Annotated in this window: 21 protein-coding genes; 11 read left to right on the top strand and 10 right to left on the bottom strand. The window is 42.6% G+C overall.

Annotated features, from left to right (window positions below):
- Window positions 1-301: 301 nt before the first annotated feature.
- A complete protein-coding gene (xseA, locus tag MJ761_RS03455; protein ID WP_093090359.1) occupies window positions 302-1,654 on the bottom strand; it encodes an exodeoxyribonuclease VII large subunit in 1,353 nt (450 codons plus the stop codon).
- 105 nt (window positions 1,655-1,759) lie between these two features.
- Between xseA and lpxK the strand changes: the two genes are divergently transcribed.
- The 6 genes from lpxK to MJ761_RS03425 all read left to right on the top strand — a co-directional run bounded on the left by lpxK (window position 1,760) and on the right by MJ761_RS03425 (window position 6,203).
- Window positions 1,760-2,827: a tetraacyldisaccharide 4'-kinase gene (gene lpxK / locus MJ761_RS03450; protein ID WP_239392848.1), complete on the top strand. Its 1,068-nt coding sequence runs from the start codon at window positions 1,760-1,762 to the stop codon at window positions 2,825-2,827.
- A 274-nt stretch (window positions 2,828-3,101) separates the two neighbouring features.
- A complete protein-coding gene (locus tag MJ761_RS03445) occupies window positions 3,102-3,290 on the top strand; it encodes a Trm112 family protein (protein WP_037405459.1) in 189 nt (62 codons plus the stop codon).
- Entirely contained in the window at window positions 3,287-4,054 is a 768-nt protein-coding gene (gene kdsB, locus MJ761_RS03440; RefSeq protein WP_093090362.1) for a 3-deoxy-manno-octulosonate cytidylyltransferase, read from the top strand. Before MJ761_RS03445 ends, kdsB begins: the two co-directional genes overlap by 4 nt.
- 54 nt (window positions 4,055-4,108) lie before the next feature.
- The gene (gene adk, locus MJ761_RS03435; protein ID WP_093090363.1) at window positions 4,109-4,756 is read left to right on the top strand and encodes an adenylate kinase; all 648 of its coding nucleotides are present in this window, start codon (window positions 4,109-4,111) and stop codon (window positions 4,754-4,756) included.
- A 130-nt stretch (window positions 4,757-4,886) separates the two neighbouring features.
- Window positions 4,887-5,417 (top strand): CNP1-like family protein, encoded by a 531-nt coding sequence (locus MJ761_RS03430; protein WP_093090365.1) that lies wholly within the window; start codon window positions 4,887-4,889, stop codon window positions 5,415-5,417.
- Between the two features lie 9 nt (window positions 5,418-5,426).
- Window positions 5,427-6,203 carry a sulfite exporter TauE/SafE family protein gene (locus MJ761_RS03425; RefSeq protein WP_369796814.1) on the top strand — a complete coding sequence of 259 codons (777 nt, stop codon included), beginning with the start codon at window positions 5,427-5,429 and terminating at the stop codon, window positions 6,201-6,203.
- Window positions 6,204-6,263: 60 nt separating this feature from the next.
- Here the strand turns inward: MJ761_RS03425 and tadA are convergent, their stop codons facing one another.
- Together tadA and bioB are read right to left on the bottom strand one after the other, a co-directional pair.
- Window positions 6,264-7,031 carry a tRNA adenosine(34) deaminase TadA gene (gene tadA, locus MJ761_RS03420; RefSeq protein ID WP_093090367.1) on the bottom strand — a complete coding sequence of 256 codons (768 nt, stop codon included), beginning with the start codon at window positions 7,029-7,031 and terminating at the stop codon, window positions 6,264-6,266.
- Between the two features lie 323 nt (window positions 7,032-7,354).
- The gene (gene bioB / locus MJ761_RS03415) at window positions 7,355-8,380 is read right to left on the bottom strand and encodes a biotin synthase BioB (protein ID WP_093090369.1); all 1,026 of its coding nucleotides are present in this window, start codon (window positions 8,378-8,380) and stop codon (window positions 7,355-7,357) included.
- Window positions 8,381-8,768: 388 nt separating this feature from the next.
- On the opposite strand from bioB, the gene MJ761_RS03410 reads away from it, so the two are divergent.
- Entirely contained in the window at window positions 8,769-9,485 is a 717-nt protein-coding gene (locus MJ761_RS03410) for an SDR family NAD(P)-dependent oxidoreductase (RefSeq protein ID WP_093090371.1), read from the top strand.
- Window positions 9,486-9,532: 47 nt separating this feature from the next.
- Window positions 9,533-10,624: a tRNA (uridine(54)-C5)-methyltransferase TrmA gene (gene trmA, locus MJ761_RS03405; protein ID WP_093090373.1), complete on the top strand. Its 1,092-nt coding sequence runs from the start codon at window positions 9,533-9,535 to the stop codon at window positions 10,622-10,624.
- Window positions 10,625-10,799: 175 nt separating this feature from the next.
- Here the strand turns inward: trmA and aspS are convergent, their stop codons facing one another.
- On the bottom strand, window positions 10,800-12,608 hold the full coding sequence (gene aspS / locus MJ761_RS03400) for an aspartate--tRNA ligase (protein WP_093090375.1): 1,809 nt from the start codon (window positions 12,606-12,608) through the stop codon (window positions 10,800-10,802).
- 70 nt (window positions 12,609-12,678) lie between these two features.
- Window positions 12,679-13,395 (bottom strand): DUF502 domain-containing protein, encoded by a 717-nt coding sequence (locus MJ761_RS03395; protein WP_093090377.1) that lies wholly within the window; start codon window positions 13,393-13,395, stop codon window positions 12,679-12,681.
- An 804-nt stretch (window positions 13,396-14,199) separates the two neighbouring features.
- On the opposite strand from MJ761_RS03395, the gene MJ761_RS03390 reads away from it, so the two are divergent.
- Together MJ761_RS03390 and MJ761_RS03385 are read left to right on the top strand one after the other, a co-directional pair.
- Entirely contained in the window at window positions 14,200-16,464 is a 2,265-nt protein-coding gene (locus tag MJ761_RS03390; protein WP_093090379.1) for a DNA internalization-related competence protein ComEC/Rec2, read from the top strand.
- Between the two features lie 82 nt (window positions 16,465-16,546).
- Window positions 16,547-16,975: a hypothetical protein gene (locus MJ761_RS03385; protein WP_141683392.1), complete on the top strand. Its 429-nt coding sequence runs from the start codon at window positions 16,547-16,549 to the stop codon at window positions 16,973-16,975.
- Window positions 16,976-17,031: 56 nt separating this feature from the next.
- Here MJ761_RS03385 and lolA read toward each other — a convergent pair whose 3' ends face one another.
- Both lolA and MJ761_RS03375 read right to left on the bottom strand, forming a co-directional pair.
- Window positions 17,032-17,610 carry an outer membrane lipoprotein periplasmic chaperone LolA gene (lolA, locus tag MJ761_RS03380; protein WP_239364940.1) on the bottom strand — a complete coding sequence of 193 codons (579 nt, stop codon included), beginning with the start codon at window positions 17,608-17,610 and terminating at the stop codon, window positions 17,032-17,034.
- A gap of 470 nt (window positions 17,611-18,080) precedes the next feature.
- The gene (locus MJ761_RS03375; RefSeq protein ID WP_093090385.1) at window positions 18,081-18,494 is read right to left on the bottom strand and encodes a DUF1090 domain-containing protein; all 414 of its coding nucleotides are present in this window, start codon (window positions 18,492-18,494) and stop codon (window positions 18,081-18,083) included.
- 146 nt (window positions 18,495-18,640) lie between these two features.
- Between MJ761_RS03375 and MJ761_RS03370 the strand changes: the two genes are divergently transcribed.
- Window positions 18,641-19,498 carry a ferritin-like domain-containing protein gene (locus MJ761_RS03370; RefSeq protein ID WP_369796807.1) on the top strand — a complete coding sequence of 286 codons (858 nt, stop codon included), beginning with the start codon at window positions 18,641-18,643 and terminating at the stop codon, window positions 19,496-19,498.
- Window positions 19,499-19,556: 58 nt separating this feature from the next.
- Here MJ761_RS03370 and MJ761_RS03365 read toward each other — a convergent pair whose 3' ends face one another.
- From MJ761_RS03365 to MJ761_RS03355, 3 genes are all read right to left on the bottom strand, one after another.
- Window positions 19,557-20,387, bottom strand: coding sequence for a metal ABC transporter solute-binding protein, Zn/Mn family (locus MJ761_RS03365; RefSeq protein WP_176715029.1), 831 nt, complete (start codon window positions 20,385-20,387; stop codon window positions 19,557-19,559).
- Between the two features lie 97 nt (window positions 20,388-20,484).
- Window positions 20,485-21,360, bottom strand: a complete 876-nt coding sequence (locus tag MJ761_RS03360; protein ID WP_093090820.1) for a metal ABC transporter permease — start codon at window positions 21,358-21,360, stop codon at window positions 20,485-20,487.
- Between the two features lie 4 nt (window positions 21,361-21,364).
- Window positions 21,365-22,093, bottom strand: coding sequence for a metal ABC transporter ATP-binding protein (locus MJ761_RS03355; RefSeq protein WP_176715015.1), 729 nt, complete (start codon window positions 22,091-22,093; stop codon window positions 21,365-21,367).
- Window positions 22,094-22,249: the final 156 nt, after the last annotated feature.

The following is a 22,249-nucleotide window of genomic DNA, read 5'->3' as shown; positions in this document are numbered from 1 at the left end:
TGTTTATGTTGATTTTGTCAATATAAATTTTCTTTGATTTTTACTTTTGCAAGATGCGATATGGCTTTTTGCCAAAATAATATTCAATTATACTATAGAGGGGAATTAGTGCTCACTTACTCGTTATGGTAATAAAATAATCTGTTAGAAAAATGCCAATTTCAGCTAGCAAATAATCTGATTAATTACTGCGCTTAATATTGATTTTTATTGTTAACAATATTAAGAAAGTACGATATAGATTTTCATCGTTTAATGGTTGTCTTTTCGTTTTAAAATTATTGATTTATATCAGTAAAGCTTAATTATCAAATAAATCAGACTGGACTTTGGCAGGAGCTACTTGTACACGTCGTTCACCTGTGGCGAAGCGGATATTAAGATACTGACCGGTTTTCAGTTTGCTGCCATCATTAATAATGTGTCCGCGCTGATTGGTTACCACGCTGTAACCTCTGGCCAGAATCTGCAAAGGTGAAACAGCCTCCAGTACTGAAGCTTGCTGTTGTAATCGCTGCTGAGCTCGCAACAGAATATTTTGCCAAAATTGCCGCAACTGCTGTTCACGGTAAGCAAGTGCCTGCTGCGCATGGGTAGTCTGTGGCCGTAAGCTGTTTAGGTTGCGCTGTTGCTGTATCAGACTTTGTTGTTGCTGTCTGAGCTGACGTTGCATGCTTAGTTGTAATTGGCGTTGCAAGTCTGATAGTTGCTGCTGTTGTTGCTGCCAGTTTTGTTGCGGATGTTTTAACTGACGCGCCAACCAGTCGAGTTTCTGTGAAGCATCGTAATAGCGCTGTTGCAGTAATTGGCAAATGCGGGTTTGCCATTGAGCAACGGTATGCCGTAATTGTGCCATATCTGGACTAACCAGTTCTGCGGCTGCTGTAGGGGTAGGAGCGCGCACATCGGCAGCAAAATCGGTGAGGGTAAAATCGGTTTCATGGCCAACACCACTAACGCTAGGGATAGCACTTTCTGCTACGGCTCGTACCACGATTTCTTCATTGTAAGACCATAAATCCTCAATACTGCCACCACCACGGCAGATAATCAGTACATCTGCCTGTGCATGTTCGTTGGCTGTGGCTATGGCAGCTGCAATCTGCTGTTCACTGCCGGCGCCCTGTACCGCAGTCGGATAGACAATCACGCTGATGCCGCTATGACGTCGACGTAACGTTGTTACCACGTCACGCAAAGCTGCTGCGGCCAGACTGGTGACTACGCCCACTACTTTTGGATGGGGTGGTAGCTGGCGTTTACGTTGAGGAGAGAATAAACCTTCCGCAGTTAATTGTTGTTTCAGTCGTTCATAAGCTTCGTATAATTGCCCCAAACCTTTATGCCGGACGGCATTGATGGTGATCTGAAATTCACCACGAGCCTCATAAATGCTGATTTTTCCAGATACTTCAAGGTCATCGCCTTCCTGTAAGGGCTGGCTAAGTTGCTGTGCCACGCCTTTAAACAGTACACATCGAACCTGTGCGCGGGCATCTTTTAAAGAGAAATAATAGTGTCCGCTGGCGGCACGGGTAAGATTGGAGACTTCGCCGCCAATCCATAAACCAACCAGATTCTGTTCGAGTAATTGCCGGGCACATGCATTGAGTTCAGAGACGCTTAATGCAGCTGGAGCAAAGAAATCAGACATAAAACACCATATTTCGAGCGATATTGTGGTGCACATATTATACGGCCTTTTCAACAGGGTTTCAGTTCTGTGTATACACCGTGGTATAGTGCCATTTTGTCATTTATGAGCAGAATTATGGGCTGGTTAGCCGGTTTGATACAACGCCACTGGCAACATCCACATACAGGGCTGACCATACTGTTATGGCCGCTGGCACGGATTTTTCAAATAATAGCCATGCTGCGCCGCTGGCTTTATCGAGTCGGGCTATTATCCAGTAAACGGTTGTCCTGTCCGGTGGTGGTAATCGGCAATATTCATGTTGGCGGTGTGGGTAAAACCCCTTTAGTGGCTACATTAGTTCAGGCGTTGCAGCAGCGGCAGATTAAGGTTGGTATCATTAGCCGCGGCTATGGACGTTCCAGCAACGATACGATAATTATCAATGCCTGTACTACTGCTTCAGAAGTCGGAGATGAACCGCTGATGCTGTTTCAGCAAACTCAGGCACCGATTGCTGTTGCCAGTACACGTGAGGCTGCGGGTAAAGCATTGCTACAGGCACATCCGAATTTGCAGCTCTTGCTAAGTGATGATGGTCTGCAACATTATGCCCTTAAGCGGGATCTGGAAATTGTGGTGTTTCCGGCAGCAGATATTGGCAGAAACATGGATTTATTACCTAATGGACCATTACGTGAACCACTTGGTCGTTTGCATTTGGCTGATGGGATAATATTCAGTCAGGGCGATGCAATAGCGATGCAGCGAGCGCAGCAGTTAGGCATACTAAAAACACAGTGGTGTGGTTACAGTAGATTAAATTATGCTGATTTTTATTGCCTGAACCAGCCACAACAGACTGCACAAGCAACAGACTTTGCTGGTAAGAATTGTGCAGCTATCGCTGCTATTGGCCGACCAGAACGTTTTTTTCAGGCATTACAGACTTTGGGCATTGAGCTGAAGCAGACTATCGCGCTGAGCGATCACGCTGTGATTAAGTCAGCAGACTGGCCTCAAGCAGATGTGATTTTTATTACCGAAAAGGATGCAGTGAAGTTGGCAGCACCTTTGCAACATAATATCTGGGTTTTGCCTCTTTCGGCACAAATCTGTCCGGATTTGGCTGAATTTATTCAGACCCGATTACAATTGTGCGCTACTGATACATTGAAAACATGCTCATAATGAAAAAGATGTCATTAATGCTGGCTACTGGTAAAATTTCTATAGATTGACTTGTCAGTACAGGATTGATGGATGGTACAGAAATCAGGATACAAGGAAAATTTTGTTCAGGCTGGATATTTCAGTGTAGTCTGTATCGTCATTTCAATATATGGTAAAGTCATTCATTAATGTTATGTGTCGATTATTAACAGGCAATGCCTTATTCGGCCATCAGGCTGAATGAAAAAAGATAGATATCGCTTACCACTTGTGTGGTATTAAAGGATAAAAAATGGATCAAAAATATCTGGATATTCTGGTATGCCCCCAATGCAAGGGAAAATTGCAATGGCATCCACAGCAACAGGAACTGTGGTGTAAGGCTTCGCGGCTGGCTTATCCGGTTAAAGACGGCATTCCCTATATGCTGGTAAATGAGGCGCGTGAATTATCTGATGAGGAATGCACAGCGAGCAAATGAGTAATTTTGTCGTATTGATTCCGGCGCGACTGTCTTCCAGCCGCTTGCCCAACAAGGCTTTAGCAGATATTCATGGTAAACCGATGGTTGTGCGGGTAGCAGAACGTGCCCGCCTGAGTAAAGCCAGTAATGTTGTTGTGGCCACCGACCATATAGACATTCAGGCTGCGTGTGAAGCTCATGGAATTAAAGCCGTATTAACGGGTACAGACCACGAAAGTGGTACTACACGTCTGGCGGAAGCAGCTACTATCCTGAATTTGGCTGATAATGACTGTGTAGTCAATGTACAGGGTGATGAACCGCTGATTGAACCGGAACTAATTAATGCAGTGGCTACGCAATTACAACAAAGCAGTGCTCCAATGGCAACAGCTGCACACTTGTTAACTGATTATGCAGATTTTATTGATGCTAATTGTGTTAAGGTGGTGCTGAATAGCCAGCACAATGCATTGTATTTCAGCCGTGCTTGCATTCCTTGGCCACGTGACCTGATGCGCAGCGGTGCCGAAGTGTTGCCGAAGGATATACCGGTCTATCGTCATATTGGAATTTATGGTTATCGGGTACAATTTCTGCATCAGTATTCTGGTTTAACACCCTCTCCATTAGAGCAGGCAGAATCGCTTGAGCAACTACGGGTATTATGGCATGGCTTTAACATTGCCGTACAAATCACACCTCATGCACCTGCTGCGGGAGTTGATACGTTGACAGATCTGGAGCGTGTACGAGCCAGTTGGCTGGATACATATAAATAAATATTATTATTTACAGTATATTAGATTAAATTATAGATATATTCAGGAGTTTAAATGAAAATTTTATTGTTAGGTGCGCCTGGTGCTGGTAAAGGCACACAAGCACAATATATTACTGCTGCGTTCAATATTCCGCAGATTTCAACTGGAGATATGCTGCGTGCGGCAGTAAAAGCGGGTACACCACTGGGTATCGAAGCTAAAAAAATTATGGATGCCGGTGGTCTGGTACGTGATGACATTATAATTGGTTTGGTTAAAGAACGCATTGCTCAGCCTGATTGTGCTAACGGCTTTTTGTTTGATGGTTTTCCCCGTACACTGGCTCAGGCCGAAGCCATGGAAAGGGCAGAAGTACATCTGGACGCCGTAGTAGAAATTGCTGTACCTGATGAAGTGATTATTGAACGTTTGTCTGGTCGGCGCGTGCACCCGGCTTCAGGCCGTACCTATCATGTAATATATAATCCACCAAAAGTAAGTGGTGTTGATGATGAAACGGGTGAACCACTGATTCAACGTGACGATGATCAGGAGGAAACCATTAAAAAACGCTTGCAGGTATACCATGAACAGACAGAAGTACTGATTGACTTCTATGGCAAACAGGATGGTGCTACTGCGCCGGATTATATCCGTGTTGATGGCACACAGCCGGTGGAAGCAGTCAAAATTCAGGTATTGGCAGCATTAAAGCTATAATTCTTTGTTCAGGCTGTCTGTTTCCGGATTTAATTTCAAGCGCAGGCAGTCTTTAATTTTGGTTACACTGTGCCAATACTTTTTCCAAATAATTAAGCTGAATAAAATATTCAGTCTCGGAGACTTTGGTATGAATATTGCCAAAACTGTGCTGGTGACTATGCTACTTAGTGTTTGTACTCTGGCATTAGCTCGTAAGGAAACTTTGTATAACGAACATTACATTGGCCCGGATGAGAATCAGGCATGGGAAGAACTTGCTGTGCCGATGCCAGCCTATCCGACTGCTAATGAGCAATGGGCAAACATTTATGTTAACCAGACGTATACAGGCCAGCCAAAATTAATGCTAAACAGTATTTCTATTCATACTGACCATACTGTACATTATATTTTGAATCAGCAATCCAATCAGGGTATTAATAATCTCTCTACTGAAGCCATCCATTGTCCTACACGACGCATGAAAGTATTCGGTTTTGGAGATGATGTTAATAAACGCTGGATACAACCACGCAATAGCCAGTGGAAAGTAATCGGTACTACTCTAAATCAGCTGGATAAAGTGCGTTCTGTGCTGTATCAGACTTTCTGTGAAGACGGATTGCCACGTAATCAGCAGGAATTGATGAAACGTATAACTACCCGCGCAATGCGCTAGACAGGACTTATCGTGGAATGGTTCAGTGATGCTCATATCTGGTGGTTGCTAATTATTGGTTTTAGTGCCGGTTTGATGGATGCCGCTGTAGGCGGTGGTGGGTTGTTACAGATACCAGGACTTTTTGGAGCCTTACCAGCACAAACCAGTGTACCTGTTGTTTTGGGGGTCAATAAATTTGCATCAGCCAGTGGTACGTTGGTAGCCGCGGTACAATACACTAGGCGTATTCCGGTACCATGGGCAATGTTGTTGCCAGCTGCCGTTCTTGCGTTTATTTTTTCCTATCTGGGTTCGCATGTTGTGGTGTATCTGCCTACAGCATGGATGAAACCGTCCATTCTGGTTATTTTAATTGTGATGGCGGTTTATACTTTTCTGAAAAAAGATCTTGGACAAGTTCAGCGTCAGAGCCATCTTAGCCGGCGCGAATATGTTTTTGGTCTGTTTATGGGTGCATTAATCGGTCTGTATGATGGTATTTTTGGTCCAGGTACTGGTAGTTTGCTGGCTTTTATATTTGTGCGCTTTTTTGCCTTTGATTTCATTACTGCTACCGCATCTTCAAAAGTCATCAATCTTACGACCAATCTGGCCGCACTGATTTTCTTTATTCCAAACCATTATGTGGTGTGGCACTGGGCAATTCCATTGGCTGTCGCTAATTTAACTGGCGGGTTAATCGGTGCCAGATTGGCTATGCGTGGTGGCAGTAAACTATTGCGCAAAGGATTTATTATTTTATTATGTATTATGATTGGTAAATTTGGCTGCGATTTACTTTAATTTTTATTTAAAATAATATTTTCTCGGTATATTATAGTTTTATCGTCTTCGGTTGCTTGTTTAAAGCTCTGTATTGCTGGCAGACGTATTTGTTATTTGGTTAGATTTGCGTTTGTGCCGGAAAAATTGCTGCAATAATTCTTTGGATTCAGCCGCCAGTACACCGCCCAGAACGGCGGTATGCGTATTAAGCTGGCGATTGTTAAATAAATTAATTACACTGCCAGCAGCACCGGTTTTGATTTCAGCAGTACCATAGATCACTCTTTTCACTCTGGCCTGTATTAAGGCGCTGGCACACATGGCACAAGGCTCCAGAGTGACATATACATCACAATCCTGTAAGCGATAATTACTCAGTGCTTTACTGGCAGCGGTTAGCGCCTGTATTTCAGCATGGTGGCTGATATTATGGTCGGTAATACAACGATTATAGCCACAACCAATGAGATTATTTTCGTATACCACAACTGCACCTACCGGCACTTCATTCAGTAACTGTGCCTGCTGCGCTGCATGTAATGCCTGTTGCATCCAGTGTTGCATGATTTTTGCAGACGGAAACAGGGCTACTGGTGGATGCTGTTTTATTTGTTGACGCCAAAATGTTTTCTCTTCAGCGCTCAAGCTTTGTGCAGCACGGTTTTCCACTAAAGCGATAAATTGCCATAACACGCTTTCAGTACTACTTGTGCTGATGTTTTTTAACTGTAAAAAAGCGGTAATGGCACCACGCCGCTGTAAATCTTCTACACAGTGTATATCAAGCTGTTTTAGGATAGCTATGGTTTTAGGCGTTAAGGGGGGGGTAGTAAATGGCGTAATCATAAGCAAATGGAATGAATGTTGCCCATTATCCTACTATAAATCTGGTCGATTTAAAAAAGAATTTGATCTGCGTAAATTATGTGATTATTACTGAATATGGTTTGTGTATGTACAGATTAAATGTAATATCTTACTCAGTAAATCCAGCAGTTCATGTTGTGGCATGAGGGTGGGACAATCTGCCTGTTGGCAGAATTGTCTGGAAAATAAAACTGAGGTATTGAATAATTAAGCCACATTGATACAACTAAATAATTTCTATTCTGCAAAGTGAAATGATTGAGTTCATTTTAAAAAGTTATAATTCGATAACTTTTGATTTGTTATTTGGCTTGATGTTGCTCGATAACAGCTTGTTCTATAGCAGCTTGATGCACTTCATCGCTGTAATCCTGCTGTTGTTCCGCCATAATCCCTAATTTAATAAATAATGCCTGATCTTTTTCTATCTGAGGATTAGCTGTTGTTAATAATTTATCTCCATAGAATATAGAATTAGCTCCTGCTAAAAAAGCTAATGCCTGTGTCTGTTCATTCATTTGTTGCCTTCCTGCCGATAAACGTACATAGGATTCTGGCATCATAATACGGGCAACAGCAATCATTCTGATAAAATCAAACGGTTCTATATCTGGTTCATTTTCTAGAGGTGTACCTTTAACTTTAACTAGATTATTAATGGGAACGCTTTCTGGATGTGGTGGTAAATTGGCTAATTGAATTAATAAATTTGCGCGATCACTGACTGACTCTCCCATACCCAGAATACCACCTGAACAAATTTTCATACCTGCATCTCTCACGTAAGCCAATGTCTGCAATCGATCATTGTATGTATGAGTAGTGATGATGTGACTATAAAATTCGGGTGAAGTATCCAAGTTATGATTATAGTAGTCTAATCCGGCTTCGGCCAAAGCATGGGCTTGATCTGATGTTAATTTACCTAAAGTCATACAAGTTTCCATGCCTAATTCTTTTACACCTTTTATCATCTCTAAGACATAAGGCATATCTCTGACGGTAGGCTGTTTCCATGCTGCTCCCATGCAAAAACGGGTTGAACCTATGGCTTTAGCCGCTTTGGCTTTCTCTATGACTTTTTGTACCTCAAGTAATTTTTCTTTATCTAATCCTGTATTGTAATGGCCGGACTGGGGACAATATTTACAATCTTCCGGGCAGGCACCTGTTTTAATCGATAATAAGGTTGATACTTGTACTTCATTTGAATTGAAGTGTTGCCGGTGTACAGTTTGAGCCTTAAAGATAAGATCGTTAAAAGGTAGTTGAAATAGTTCCATAACTTCAGGCAAGACCCAGTTATGACGAATAATGCCCAATGACATAATAATTTCCTTTAGTAATAAGCTTGGGATTTTCAATACTGCATACAATTCAATGCTATATTGCCAACCATTTAAAATTATTAAATTGACAAGAAATGGGGATAGGTGTGCAGACGGATGTTGTTTTATCAAAAGTTAATGTCTGTTCGCATCGGTTTTCTCCTCAGCATTGGAAATTGCGATAATACGCTATCATTTGTGACTATGCTAATATTTTTAAATTTTAAAGGCATAATAACGGTAATGGTATCGCGCTGAGGTAAATCTTTTACGCAATGTATATCAAGCTGTTTTAAAATGATTCTGGTTGAGAACCAGAAGTAGTATTCTGTCTGGCTAGGGCATTATTCTGCTGTGAATCTGGTTAATCTTGGAAAAGGAATTTGATATGCAAAATTGTGTGATTATTACTGGTCATAATCGCGGTTTGGGGCGCGCTCTGGCTGAATATTATCTGACTCAGGAAATCAGGGTGGTTGGTCTGTCGCGACATGGCTGGGACAATCCGCCAGAACGATTATTGCAATATGTGATTGATTTTGCTGATGCTGAGGCTTTAGCTACACTTGTACAATCAGCCAGTTGGCAGAATAATCTGGAAAATAAGAATGAGGTGATTCTAATTAATAATGCTGGAATCGTGGAACCGAATGCACTGACTGGTCAGCAGGACTATGATGCGATTATTAAAGCGATAGCGGTAAATATTACTGCACCATTATTATTAACCAATGCAGTTATTGCAGCAGCTACTAAAGCAGATATTCGTATTGCACATATCAGTAGTGGCGCTGGCCGTCATGCTATAGCCGGCTGGAGTGTTTATGGTGCTACCAAGGCTGCGCTGGATCAGCATGCAGCAGTTGTAGCTGCCGAGAATCATCCACGCGTACGTATTGCCAGTATTGCGCCCGGAGTGGTGGATACCAATATGCAGCAGAATATTCGTTCGGCGAATGCGGAAAAATTTCCGCTGGTACATAATTTCATTAATTTAAAGGCGAAAAATCAATTACAAAGTGCTGAAGATACGGCATATCAGGTTGCGACCATGATTGCAGCGGAAGATTATGGGCAGCAAACTCAGCGTGATGTGCGGGAATAAACAGGGGTTTGTTATAATAGTTCCCTTTTGTTTTGCCTGTTAATTTCATGACGACTGCCGCTTACCAACAACAATTGTCTGACAAACAACTTTATCTGGAACATTTATTTGCTGACTGCGCTTTCCCGCCAGTGCAGGTTTTTACTTCGCCTGCATCGCATTACCGGATGCGCGCTGAATTTCGCATCTGGCATGATGGGGATGAGTGCAGTTATGCTATGTTTACGCCGGGTGAAAAAGCCAGCGCCGGCAATGTTCACAAATTGCGTAATTTTTCTGTCGCCCATGAAAATATAAATTCATTGATGCCCAAGCTGTTGGATTGTATACAGGCCAGCGAGTTGTTAAAGGCACGGCTGTTTCAGGTTGAGTTTTTAACCACGCTGGCAGGTGACACGCTGGTAACGCTGATTTATCACAAAAAGCTGGATGATGGCTGGATGCACGCAGCCAGAAAATTGGCTGCTAAACTGGGTGTTCAGGTTTTGGGACGCAGTCGGGGGCAGAAAGTGGTTTTGGAGCGTGATTATGTTATTGAACGCTTAAATGTAAATCAGGAGATATTTCAGTATAAACAGTTGGAAGGGGGCTTTACTCAACCCAATGCAGAAGTGTGTCAGTCTATGCTGAGTTGGGCTGTAAATGTGGCGCAAACGATTAATACCGGAGACTTGCTGGAACTATATTGCGGTAATGGTAATTTTACTCTGCCTCTATCTCGCCATTTTCGCCGAGTACTGGCTACTGAGGTATCAAAAACTTCTGTGCAGGCTGCACGCTGGAATATTGCAATCAACCAGATAACTAATATTGCGCTGGCTCGGCTGTCGGCTGAGGAATTTACTGAGGCTTATACCGGTGTCAGAACTTTTCAGCGTCTGGCAAGCGAGCACATTAATCTGGCTGATTATCAGTTCAGTTCGGTTTTTGTCGATCCTCCGCGAGCCGGTATTGATCAGGCAACGCTTGAATTGTTACAAAAATTTGACAATATCATTTATGTGTCCTGTAATCCTGTGACTTTGCACGAAAACCTGCAAATACTTCTAACGACGCATGAAGTTAAGCGGGCGGCGATGTTTGACCAATTTCCTTTTACACCACATATTGAATCGGGTGTCTGGTTAAAAAAGCGTTGATTAATCAATAATTAATATTATTCGGTTTAATCCAGTGCTCTGAATTTTAAAGCGCGCTGATTCTGGCTTGATTTAGCTTTGATACCCATTCTATTTTAACTCTCATCATCAATGATGATTCTGATAAAAAAAACTGCCTGACAGCTATCAGGCAGTTTTTTATTGCATAAAGCAATTAATTCTGTTCTTCAGTTTGAGCTTTCTGACGTAAGCGCAAGCCTAATTCACGCAGTTGTTTTTCATCAACATGATTTGGTGCATCTACCAGTAAGTCCTGTGAACGTTGTGTTTTCGGGAAAGCAATAACGTCACGAATAGAGTCAGCACCAGCCATCAATGTAACCAGACGATCCAGACCGAAAGCCAGACCACCATGAGGTGGCGCACCGAATTTCAGGTTGCTTAGTAGAAAACCGAATTTATTCTGTTGTTCTTCTGGCGCAATTTTTAATGCAGCAAATACTTTTTCCTGAATGTCAGCACGATGAATACGGATGGAACCACCACCGATTTCCCAGCCGTTTAACACCATATCATAAGCACGGGCAAGACATTGTTCAGGTGCGCTTACCAGTAGGTCTTCATGGCCCGCTTTGGGTGCAGTAAACGGGTGATGCATGGCAGACCAGCGTTGTTCTTCTTCATCATATTCAAACATGGGGAAATCAACTACCCATAATGGGCGCCATTCTTCGGTAAAGTAGCCATTGGCTGCACCGTGTTCATGGCCAATTTTGATACGCAGGGCACCAATGGCTTCATTCACGACTTTTGCCTTGTCTGCGCCAAAGAAAATGATATCGCCATTCTGAGCGCCGGTTTTTACAATAATCGACTGCAATGCGCTATCAGAGAGAAATTTCACAATCGGAGACTGCAAGCCACTGTCTTCGCTATTGTTTATCTTGCTGATATCGTTAACCTTGATATAAGCCAGACCTTTGGCACCATAGATGCCTACAAACTCGGTATAAGTATCGATTTCTTTACGGCTCAATCCGGCACCGTTAGGTACGCGCAATGCCACAACTCGGCCGTTTTTCATGTCGGCAGCAGCACGGAATACTTTAAATTCTTCCGTTTTCATGACATCTGTAAGCTCGGTAAATTGCAGGTTTACTCGTAAATCCGGCTTGTCTGAACCATACAGGAACATGGCGTCATGCCAGCTCATGCGTGGGAAAGTTGGCAGATCTACGGATAATGCTTCCTGAAATACCAGTTTAACCATGTTTTCCGTGATATCCATGATTTCGTTTTCGCTAAGGAACGAAGTCTCTAAGTCAATCTGGGTAAATTCAGGTTGACGGTCAGCACGTAAATCTTCATCACGGAAACATTTAACAATCTGGTAGTAACGGTCAAATCCCGCCACCATCAGTAATTGTTTGAATAATTGAGGAGACTGAGGCAGGGCAAAAAACTCACCCGGGAAGACACGGCTTGGCACCAGATAATCGCGGGCGCCTTCCGGAGTGGAGCGGGTAAGCATCGGTGTTTCGATATCAATAAATCCCTGACTATCCAGATAACGGCGTACAGCCATAGCGACACGGTAGCGCAGACGCAGATTATTCTGCATAACTGGACGGCGCAAATCAATTACCCTGTTGGTTAGGCGCACATTTTCACTGATGCTTTCATCATCAATCAGAAAAGGAGGGGTAGCGGCAGTATTGAGTATATCAATTTCTTTGGCTAAGAGTTCAATGCCGCCAGAGATCATTTTATCGTTTTTGGTACCTTCTGGGCGTGCGCGAACACGACCAGTAATGCTCAGGACATATTCATTACGGGCAGAGTCGGCCAAGGTAAATGCTTCGGGTGTATCCGGGTCTATAACTACTTGTACAATGCCTTCTCGGTCACGCAAGTCAATAAATATTACACCGCCATGGTCACGGCGGCGATGTACCCAGCCTTGTACGGTGACAGTCTGGTCGAGGTATTGCTCGTTAATTAAGCCACAATAGTTGGTTCGCATTTTAATGCCTTTGTTGCAGTGATTACGGTTAATTTTGTCATCAGGAATATTATCCCTGCCAAGTGCGGTACTAGTGCGGTTTGGCTGGGTTGTGTAACGGGAAAATAGCCTGTAGTGACTGTTTATGTGGAGGTTCATCTGGCTGTACCATGCCTAGCGAAATAACATATTTCAGTGCATCGTCCACACTCATATCTATTTCGCGTACATCTTTCTTGTTGACCATAATATAGTAGCCACCAGTAGGATTGGGCGTAGTAGGTACATATACAGAAATATATTCGTCTGTTGGTGTATCGCCAGTCTGATGAGGCAGGGCAGACGCAATATTATCTGGTATGTGGCCAGAAACAAATCCTATAGTCCAGATATCATGATGCGGAAACGGTATCAGTACAGGTGTTTTAAACGACTGGCGGGAATCTGACAATAATGATTCAGATACTTTTTTAACGCCGGAATAAATGCTTTTTACGACCGGAATACGTCCCCAAAAAGCGTCCCAAGCAGCCAATATTCTGCGTCCTAACACATTTGCTGTCAGTAAACCGGTAAAAAATACAATTATAAGCGCCGCCAGCAAACCTATACCATGAAGTTTAAACCCCAAAAATGCCTGTGGTTGCCAGCGTGCCGGTAAAATGTTGACAAGCTGGTCTGCCATGCCAATGATGTAACTGATTACCCAGATTGTTACAATAATGGGCAGCCATACCAGCACTCCAGTGAGCATGTATTTCTTTAGGGATTTTTTCAGTTTTCCGCTCTCGGCAGGCTGTTGCGCCATGGTGTAGTTATGTCCTTTTAGTCTGCTCAGTTTACAAATATCAAATTCTATATTATACCTACATTTGGTTGTTTTCACACCGACTATTACTGAAGTTGATTAAATTCAATTTTAAACGGATAGTTTGTGCAGATATAAGCTGTCTTTATCAGTCTTTACGCGTAATTAATCTTCTAAGCATAAACACAGTTTGCGGTAAATTAGTTTTAATGAGATGTGTCCGATAAGTTGAAAACCGATATGCTATTTATTCAGTATGATTCGGGAAGTGTCTTTTATTATATGATGGTATTCTATTATAGATATTTCAAGTTTTTTATATGCAATTCAAATTTTTAGTTTACGCATGAGAATGGTTGCATGAGTAATATTTATATAAATATTTAATTATAAAAGAATAATGTCTAATGTTTCACTATTTGTATCTTTTAAATCGGATTACCTGAACTTTCATCGAAATAGTGTCAATAAGCTTGCACATATCTTTATCTAGATCGTTACAGGGTTCTTTAAATCTTCTGCTCAAATCAGTTATGGTAGTATTTTCTATCAATAAATCATTATCGGATGTATGAACCGATATTCTCTCGCGCTTAGGAAAAGCTTATTGGGAAATTTGGAAATTCAATATACAACCTGATGTCAATTTAAATTTCTAATCTAGAAACGCTTGAATTATTTATTATTTTTACTTGATTTTCAATAGATTACCAGTAAAAACTAATGTAAATTTATTTGGTATAATATATTTGGTGTAAATATAAAATTTAATTATATATTTTTAGGGAAGCTATAACTGTCGATATGACAAGTATGCGTTTTGCCAGTGCTTGGTTACCGTGGTGGGTTGTGGGTGTCTGTGGATCTTATCTATTACCCTCGCCTGTAATTTTGCCGTGGTTATATGCTTTTGTTACTTTGGTTGTATTGACAGTGTGGACAGGCTGGCAATGGTGTCGATTTGGCTGTGCAATCTGTGCTGGTGTGATATTTGCGTTATGGCGCACTGATATAGTATTGCAACAGCAATGGCCACTAACTGATAAAGCACAGTTACTAGATGTTGTTATTCAAGTAGCAGATATTCCCCAGCAGGATCAGCAGCGCAGCCGCTTTGTGGCACAGGTAACGTTACCAAATGGCCAACAGCAGCAATGGCTACTGACTGATTACACAAAACAATCATGGCCACCGGGCAGCAGATGGCAGATAAGGGCAAAAGTACGTGCTATTATTGGCGAAAACAATAAGGTTGGTTTCAACAGGGAAGCCTGGGCACTGGCTAATCATATTGGTGCGATGGGTACTATTGTCAAAGGGCAGCGTAAAGCATTACCTGCGTCAACTGGCTGGCAGCAATGGCTGGTTCAATGGCGTGTATGGTGTAGTGCACGCTGGCAGGCACAGATTCAGGCTTACCCGCAGGGTGTTGCTTTGCTCAAAGCGCTTGCCGTCGGTGAGCAGTCTGCATTACCCGCAGCAGCATGGCAAATATTTCGCCCACTTGGATTGAATCATTTGGTTAGTATTTCTGGTCTGCATGTCGGTATGCTAGCGATGTTAGCTGCATGGTTATGCGGCAAATGCTTGCTGTATTTACCCATACGTGTGTACCAGCCATGGATTTACACACGATGTACAGCTGTGCTTACCGCTATTATCTACAGTGCACTGGCTGGTTTTGCTGTGCCCACCCAGCGCAGTATGCTGATGATTATTATTCTGGCATTAACGTGGCGACGCGGGTATTTGCGTGCTTTTCAGCTATGGTGGTTAACGATAGCGATTGTGTTGCTGTTTGACCCTCTGGCTGTGTTAAGCGTTGGATTCTGGTTGTCTTTTCTACTGGTTGCTGTGTTGATGTGGGCAGGTGAGGGCTATGGCCATACTGCCAAATGGCGGCAGTTGGTACTGGCACAGTGGGCAGCTGGGCTGGCTTCGGTGGTACTGGTGGCTTTTTGTTTTGGTTCGGTACCGATAATATCCCCGCTTGTGAATGCATTGGCAATTCCTTGGTTCACGCTGATTCTGGTACCGCTGGCTTTACTGTCATTAATTATTCCCTTGGATATTTTGCGTACAGTTGCCGCTTATCTGAGTGAACAAACCATGCGTTTGCTATACACAATAGCTGATTATGCCCCTGAATATTATCCAGCCCACGCACCTCTGGCATTGTGGGTGTTGGCGATTATTGCCGTTTTGCTATTACTGCTGCCGCGGGGCTGGTATTTACGTCCATTATGTCTGTTGATTGTGCTGCTATTGCTCTGTTATCAGCCACCACGCCCAGCTCAGGGTGAGACCGTTGTCAGAATATGGGATATCGGACAGGGTTTGGCTGTAAGTATTAGTACGGCAAAACATGAATTATTGTTTGATACAGGAACCGCGTATGCGGCACAATCTGCATTATTACCCAATTTACGTGCTGCCGGTATCAGACAGCTGGATACGCTGGTGTTGTCGCATAATGATAGCGACCATGATGGTGGTACGCTGCTGATTAAGCAGCATCTGCAACCGCGAAGCATTATTGTCGGGCAACCGCAAGCATATTCATTTCCAGTACAAGCATGTAAGGGTGGTACCAACTGGCAATGGGATGGAGTATGGTTTGAATTTCTCAACCTGCCAGTGGAAGCCAAAAGCGGAAAAAATGACCATAGCTGTGTGTTACGCGTTGTGAGTTCAGATAAAGCCATACTGATTACTGGTGATTTAGGTAAAAAAGGTGAACGTGCTTTAGTGACGGCTTATGGTGATAATTTATTTAGCCAGATTTTAATTTTAGGTCATCATGGTAGCCGTAATTCAAGCGATATAAATTTTATTCGTACTGTAGCGCCACAATATGCTGTTGTCAGTGCCGGTTTTGCCAATCCTTATGGTCACCCTCATGTAGAGGTACAGCAATTACTGGCGCAGGAAAGTATTATGCTGTTACGCACAGATCGGATGGGAGGTTTGCAGACACGTTTATCTGCCAGTCCATTACATTGGAATCCATTGCATAACTATCGACCTTACTGGCAGCGTAAACCGGTGTCAGAAAAAATACTACAATAGCCTTATACCATTAGTCCTCTAAATGGGATAATATATTGGCGTATAATGATAATTGTTTGTTGGTCGGATTGAAGGACTCAAGATGCATTGGCGTAGAATTTGTTCTTTGGGCTTGATGGGGCTATTGATGGCTGCTTGTGCTACGCCGGAACAAAAAGCTGCTCGGGCGGCGGCGGAAAAAGCGGCTGAACAGAAACTTCAGCTGGATTTGGCTGCACAATGTGATGCGCGTACTGCTGAATTGATGCAGGCACAAATGCAAAATCCGGCTTTTTTTTCTGATCCTGCCAATGCCAGAATAGCGGAAGAATACCGGCAAAAGATTAATCTGCCGATTTTTCAGAGCTGTTATAAACTGGCTTGGAATAATTATGTGAATCAGGTTAAATTACAACAGGCGCGAGACTGGGCAATGCAGCGCAGATGGGATGATGACATGAATTGGATGATGTTCAGGCCACGCTGGTGTCGCAGCTCCCATAACGGACATACATATGTATACCGGTGCTGACAGCGAAATAAAACAGGCAGATTTTAGCTGCCTGTTTTATTTAATCACACTTGCTATTATTGGCTCAGTACATCTACGCCCTTGGGTGGGGTAAATTTAAACTGGCTGCGGTTAAATTGTGGATGGGTATTGATTTTGCTAAAAGTGATGGTAGTTTGATTGCCAAAACTGTCTTTTAATTGCATGTTGGCCAGATTATCGCCACGAAAGCCTATACGAATATTCTGATAGCCGGTATTACTGCGTTTTGGTATGGCACGAACATAGTCGATGCCATCGCTATTGCCATCGTCTGACAAAGAATAGTTGGCGTTCAATGCTGATTTGTTGGATAGAATGGCTGCCGGTGAATCACCAATTGTCTGATTTTGCTCTTGTTTGGTTACCTGAGCCAAATCTTGATCATATAACCAGACGGTTTTACCGTCACCAACAATAGTCTGTTTATAAGGCTGCGTGTATTCCCAGCGAAAAAGCCCCGGGCGTTGAATGGCAAATGTCCCAGATGTGGTTTGAGTACGTTTTTTACTGTGAACTGTCTGGGTAAACTGGCCTGATATACCATCTGTATCAGAGTTGAACTTCTGCAGAGTATCTAAACCGCCAGCATTAACCAGTGCACAACTGATGACCATTACGCCACTAAGCACAGCTTTACTCAAAATTCGCATTGATTACTCCTTTGTTTAACTATTGGTGAATATTTTAGCGGGTTATAGCTAAAGTTCAACCAGAAATTGACAGATAATTGCCGGTTCAGTAGGTTAATTTAGGAATGGTGGGTGAAAATTATTTCCCAATCGACCAACAAAATGGCAAAATTATTCTAATCGATTTTATGAAAATAATTTGCAGTTTTATGCTTTTCAGGTTGATGCCAGCTAGAATAAGCGGCTTGAAACAGAGTTATAAATTAATAATACTAATCTTAAAATATGTCATGCATTGTCCATTGCATAAAATAAATCATTTGTTATGACAGTATTTTTTTACATTTGAATTATATTTTAATTATGTAAGAACCAAATAAGATTAATTGCGCAATATAAATACTAATGAAAAATCATTATTCTATTAGATTTCTCATTAGTATTGGTTTAACTAATTAACGTTTTGCTGCCTGCTCAAAACGAGCAAAATCCTGTTTTGCTTGCTGAAGTTTAATTTTGTTTTCATTCAGTTTATTTTGCAAATGAGCGATTTTATGGCTGTCATTTTTAGCCTGAGCCTTGTCCAATTTACGCTGAGTATCGTTAAGGTTATAGTTTAATTTGTCGATTCTCAGGGTATATTTGCGCCGTAAATCTTCGTTGCTACAGTTTTGGGCAATATTAGCTTTTTTTCTGTTTAATCGATTAATCTGTTTCTGATTATTGTTGGCGCGAGCATATTGCAGCTGTTGTTCAATCTGTTGTTGTTTTTCTTTACAGGTTTGCCAATTGTTATCCGCCATGGCAGGAAAGGTAACTGATAAAGCCAGAACAAGCAGGGTACCTTTGAGCGTACGTGAGTGATTCATGTATTTATCCTTTTGCGTTAACGATTTTATATTGTGAAACCAATAGACACTTTGTGCTGCATGTAAAGTTAAATCTATTTAAATGGCAGTTTAATTTATATGGGCAGGGCATGTATACTTATTAATAATTTATTTTACGTTTATTTTTGAAAATGTCTATTGCTGTTTTGCTGGAATCAGCCTTACTAAGTTGTCAGCCAGCTGAAAAATGTACTCTGAGTATCGAAGCACAACAGATGTGTGCACAAACGCCAGCAAATGCCTTGCAACGGGATGAATGCGCTGTAATCAAAGATTTTCGTTTTGCCGGCCATCCGGTGAAGCCAGAATTAGTATCGCCGGACAAAGTTACAAGTCGCAAATTTACGACAGCAGAAGGCTATGCAGCTTTACTGCATGCGGTTTGTCATATTGAGTTTAATGCAATCAATCTGGCGCTTGATGCAGCCTATCGTTTCAGGTTGTTACCGGAAGAATTTACGCGCGATTGGGTGCGCATTGCCGCTGAAGAAGCTCATCATTTCCAGCTTATGCGAAAGCGTTTACAGACACTCGGTTACGATTACGGTGATTTTTCCGCGCATAATCATTTGTGGGACATGGCTTATAAAACTGCATTTGATCCGCTGCTGCGTATGGCTCTGGTACCCAGAGTGCTGGAAGCGCGTGGATTGGATGTTACTCCGGGAATGCGTGCTAAAATAGCGCAAAAGGGCGATGATGCTACATGTGCCGTTCTGGATATTATTTATCACGATGAAGTAGGTCATGTGCAGGTGGGAAATTATTGGTATCAGTATCTATGCAGACTGCGTGGTCTGGAACCATTGGCTTTATTTCGGCGCTTACTCAGTCGCTATGATTTATTTATTTTTCGTGGCTATGTAAATATGGATGCACGCGAGCAGGCAGGTTTCTCACGTTTCGAACTGGAAATGCTGGAAAATTTTGAGCAAAACCGCCAGTCTGATATACACAACTGGCGGCTGGCTCTGCAAAATTAAATGTAATCGCTATATAAATAGTATCTAAAGTTACTGTGTTATACGAGAGTTTGTCAGTTTATTTCATTGCAGCAGTTAGAGCATTGACATTATAACGGAACATATCAATATAGGTAGCAGCAGGCGTGCTTTTACTTAATGCATCGGAATACAGGCGGCCGCTGATTCTGGTTTGAGTTTCACTGGCAATCCGCTGTACCATTTTCGGATTTTTTATATTTTCAATAAAAATGGCTTTAATATGCTCGCGCCGAATCTGGTTGATGATTGCTGCTACTTGTCTCGCTGACGGTTCTGCTTCTGTACTTACGCCCTGCGGAGCGATGAATTGAATCCGATAACGTTTAGCCATGTAGGCAAAAGCATCGTGTCCGGTCAGTACTTTTCGTTTTTCTGGCGGTACAGCATTAAACATTTTGCTGGCCCAGCTATTTAATTCCGCAAGCTGCTGTTGATAGATGGCCAGCCGCTGCTGGTAATAGGCTTTACCTTGCGGGTCTACACTGATTAGTGCATTGGCAATATTACGCGCATAGGTCTGCATCAGCACCGGATCATTCCACACATGCGGATCGGTATGCTGATGGTGATTGTGTCCATCATCTGTCATCATCAAAGGCTGAATTCCCTTAGTAATAATGAATACGGGAATACGGCTTTGCTGGGCTGCACGTTGTAAAGATAATGGTTCCAGTCCTAAACCATTGAGCAAAATCAGCTTGGCTGTACGCATTTTGCGCAAATCCTTGCTTACCAGCTGATACATGTGCGCATCCTGATCGGTGCCAATCAGGCTATCTACTTGAACGCGTTCACCACCAATTTGCTGAGTTATATCACCGAGAATACTGAAGCTGGTAATGACGGGTACAGGGGCAGCATAAATCATGCGTGCAAAGCCCGTCAGACAAAAGGTTAACAAGCAGATAAAAAAGCCACGTTTCATTATCATATCTCCTAAAATGTTTATTAATCAATACTCTATTTCAGGCAACATGGTGGCGTTGGCGTCTGTATAAACGCCGTAAAATACCACTTTCGCTGCCGACAAATAATGACAAAATATAGACAAAGCCACAGCACAAAATAATGGCTGGGCCGGAAGGCAAATCAATATAGTAAGACAATAACAGGCCAATGTAGCCACAAACTACTGCAATAATGGCTGCTATTGCCATCATGCCGCCCATGGTTCTATGCCATAAGCGTGCACTGATGGCGGGCAGCATCATTAAACCTACTGACATCAGTGTGCCCAGTGCCTGAAAGCCTGAGACTAGATTCAGTACCACAAGTATCAAGAATATAATATGCCATAGTGCTCCCTTGCCATTTACAGAACGTAAAAACAAAGGGTCGATACTTTCGAGCATAAGAGGCCGATATATAACCGCCAGTACCACCATGGTAATACTGCTGACAATGGCGACCAAAGTTAATGCCGCCCGATCCACTGAAAGAATGGATCCAAACAATAAATTAAGCAAATCTACGCTATTACCACCTCTACTTACCAATACAACACCAAGTGCCAGACAGGTAAGAAAAAAAGCTGCAAAACTGGCATCTTCTCGTACATTGGCAAAGCGGCTGGCAAGCCCAGCCAGTAAAGCCATTAGTAGGCCAGCCATAAAGCCACCTATACTCATGGCTGGCAGACTTAAACCTGCCAACATATAACCTACTGCTGCACCCGGTAAAATAGCATGCCCCAGAGCATCTCCTACCAAACTCATTCGCCGCATCATCAGAAAAACACCTACCGGTGCTGCCCCTACAGCCAAGAATACTATTGAGCACAGGGCAAAACGCATAAAATCGTAATCAGCAAAAGGCTCTAGAAGTAATTGGGCAATATTCATTGATTTACCTATCACACCACTGGTTCTGTTCATATTGTTGCATGGCTTTTGCAGCCTGTTGCAAATATTGATCTGTTAATACGCTGTCAGTTTTTCCAGCGGCAATTTTTTCACGCGCAATCAGCAGGGTATTGGGGAAATAGGCTTGTACCTGTTCGTAATCATGCAAAACGGTAATCACTGTACAATGCTGTTGCTGTTGGTGCGCTTTGAGAATATCAAGCAAAGCAAAAGTAGTGGCAGCGTCTACGGCATTAAATGGCTCATCCAGCAATAGTACTTTGGCATTCTGAATCAGCATGCGTGCCAGTAATACACGTTGAAACTGTCCGTTGGATAATTGGGCAATACTGCGCTGCTTATATTGCAGCATGCCTACCTCATTTAATACGCTCAGAATACGTTGATGCATGTTTGTAGATATACCGGAAAAAAAGCCGGTTTCATACCATAGTCCCATTGCTACCAGCTCAAAAACACTCATTGGCTGGCTGCGATCAATATCAGATTGTTGGGGTAGATAGGCAATATCCGACCGTTGCAAGTGTTGCCAGCGAATCTCACCACTATCAAGGGGGACAAGATGCATGATGGCTTTCAGCAATGTTGATTTACCCGCACCATTAGGGCCAAATATAGCCCACATTTCATTGGGATTAAAATCGATACTAATATGGTGAATAGCCGGACGGTGCCGATAGCTCACAGTAACATTCTCAACTTGAATACTCATGATGCGGATACTGCCCATGCATACATTAACCACAATAATCCAAGCATCACACCCACCCAGGATAAGCGTTTACCCACGCCACACAGCAAAAGAGAAAACATGTTATGCCCTTACCAAATTCAGTCTAGAAATAAATGTTACTATATAACATTACAG

Source organism: Snodgrassella communis (assembly GCF_914768045.1).
GTDB lineage: Bacteria > Pseudomonadota > Gammaproteobacteria > Burkholderiales > Neisseriaceae > Snodgrassella > Snodgrassella communis.
Note: the sequence above shows the minus strand (reverse complement) of the source record. Positions and strands in the feature narration are given on the sequence as shown.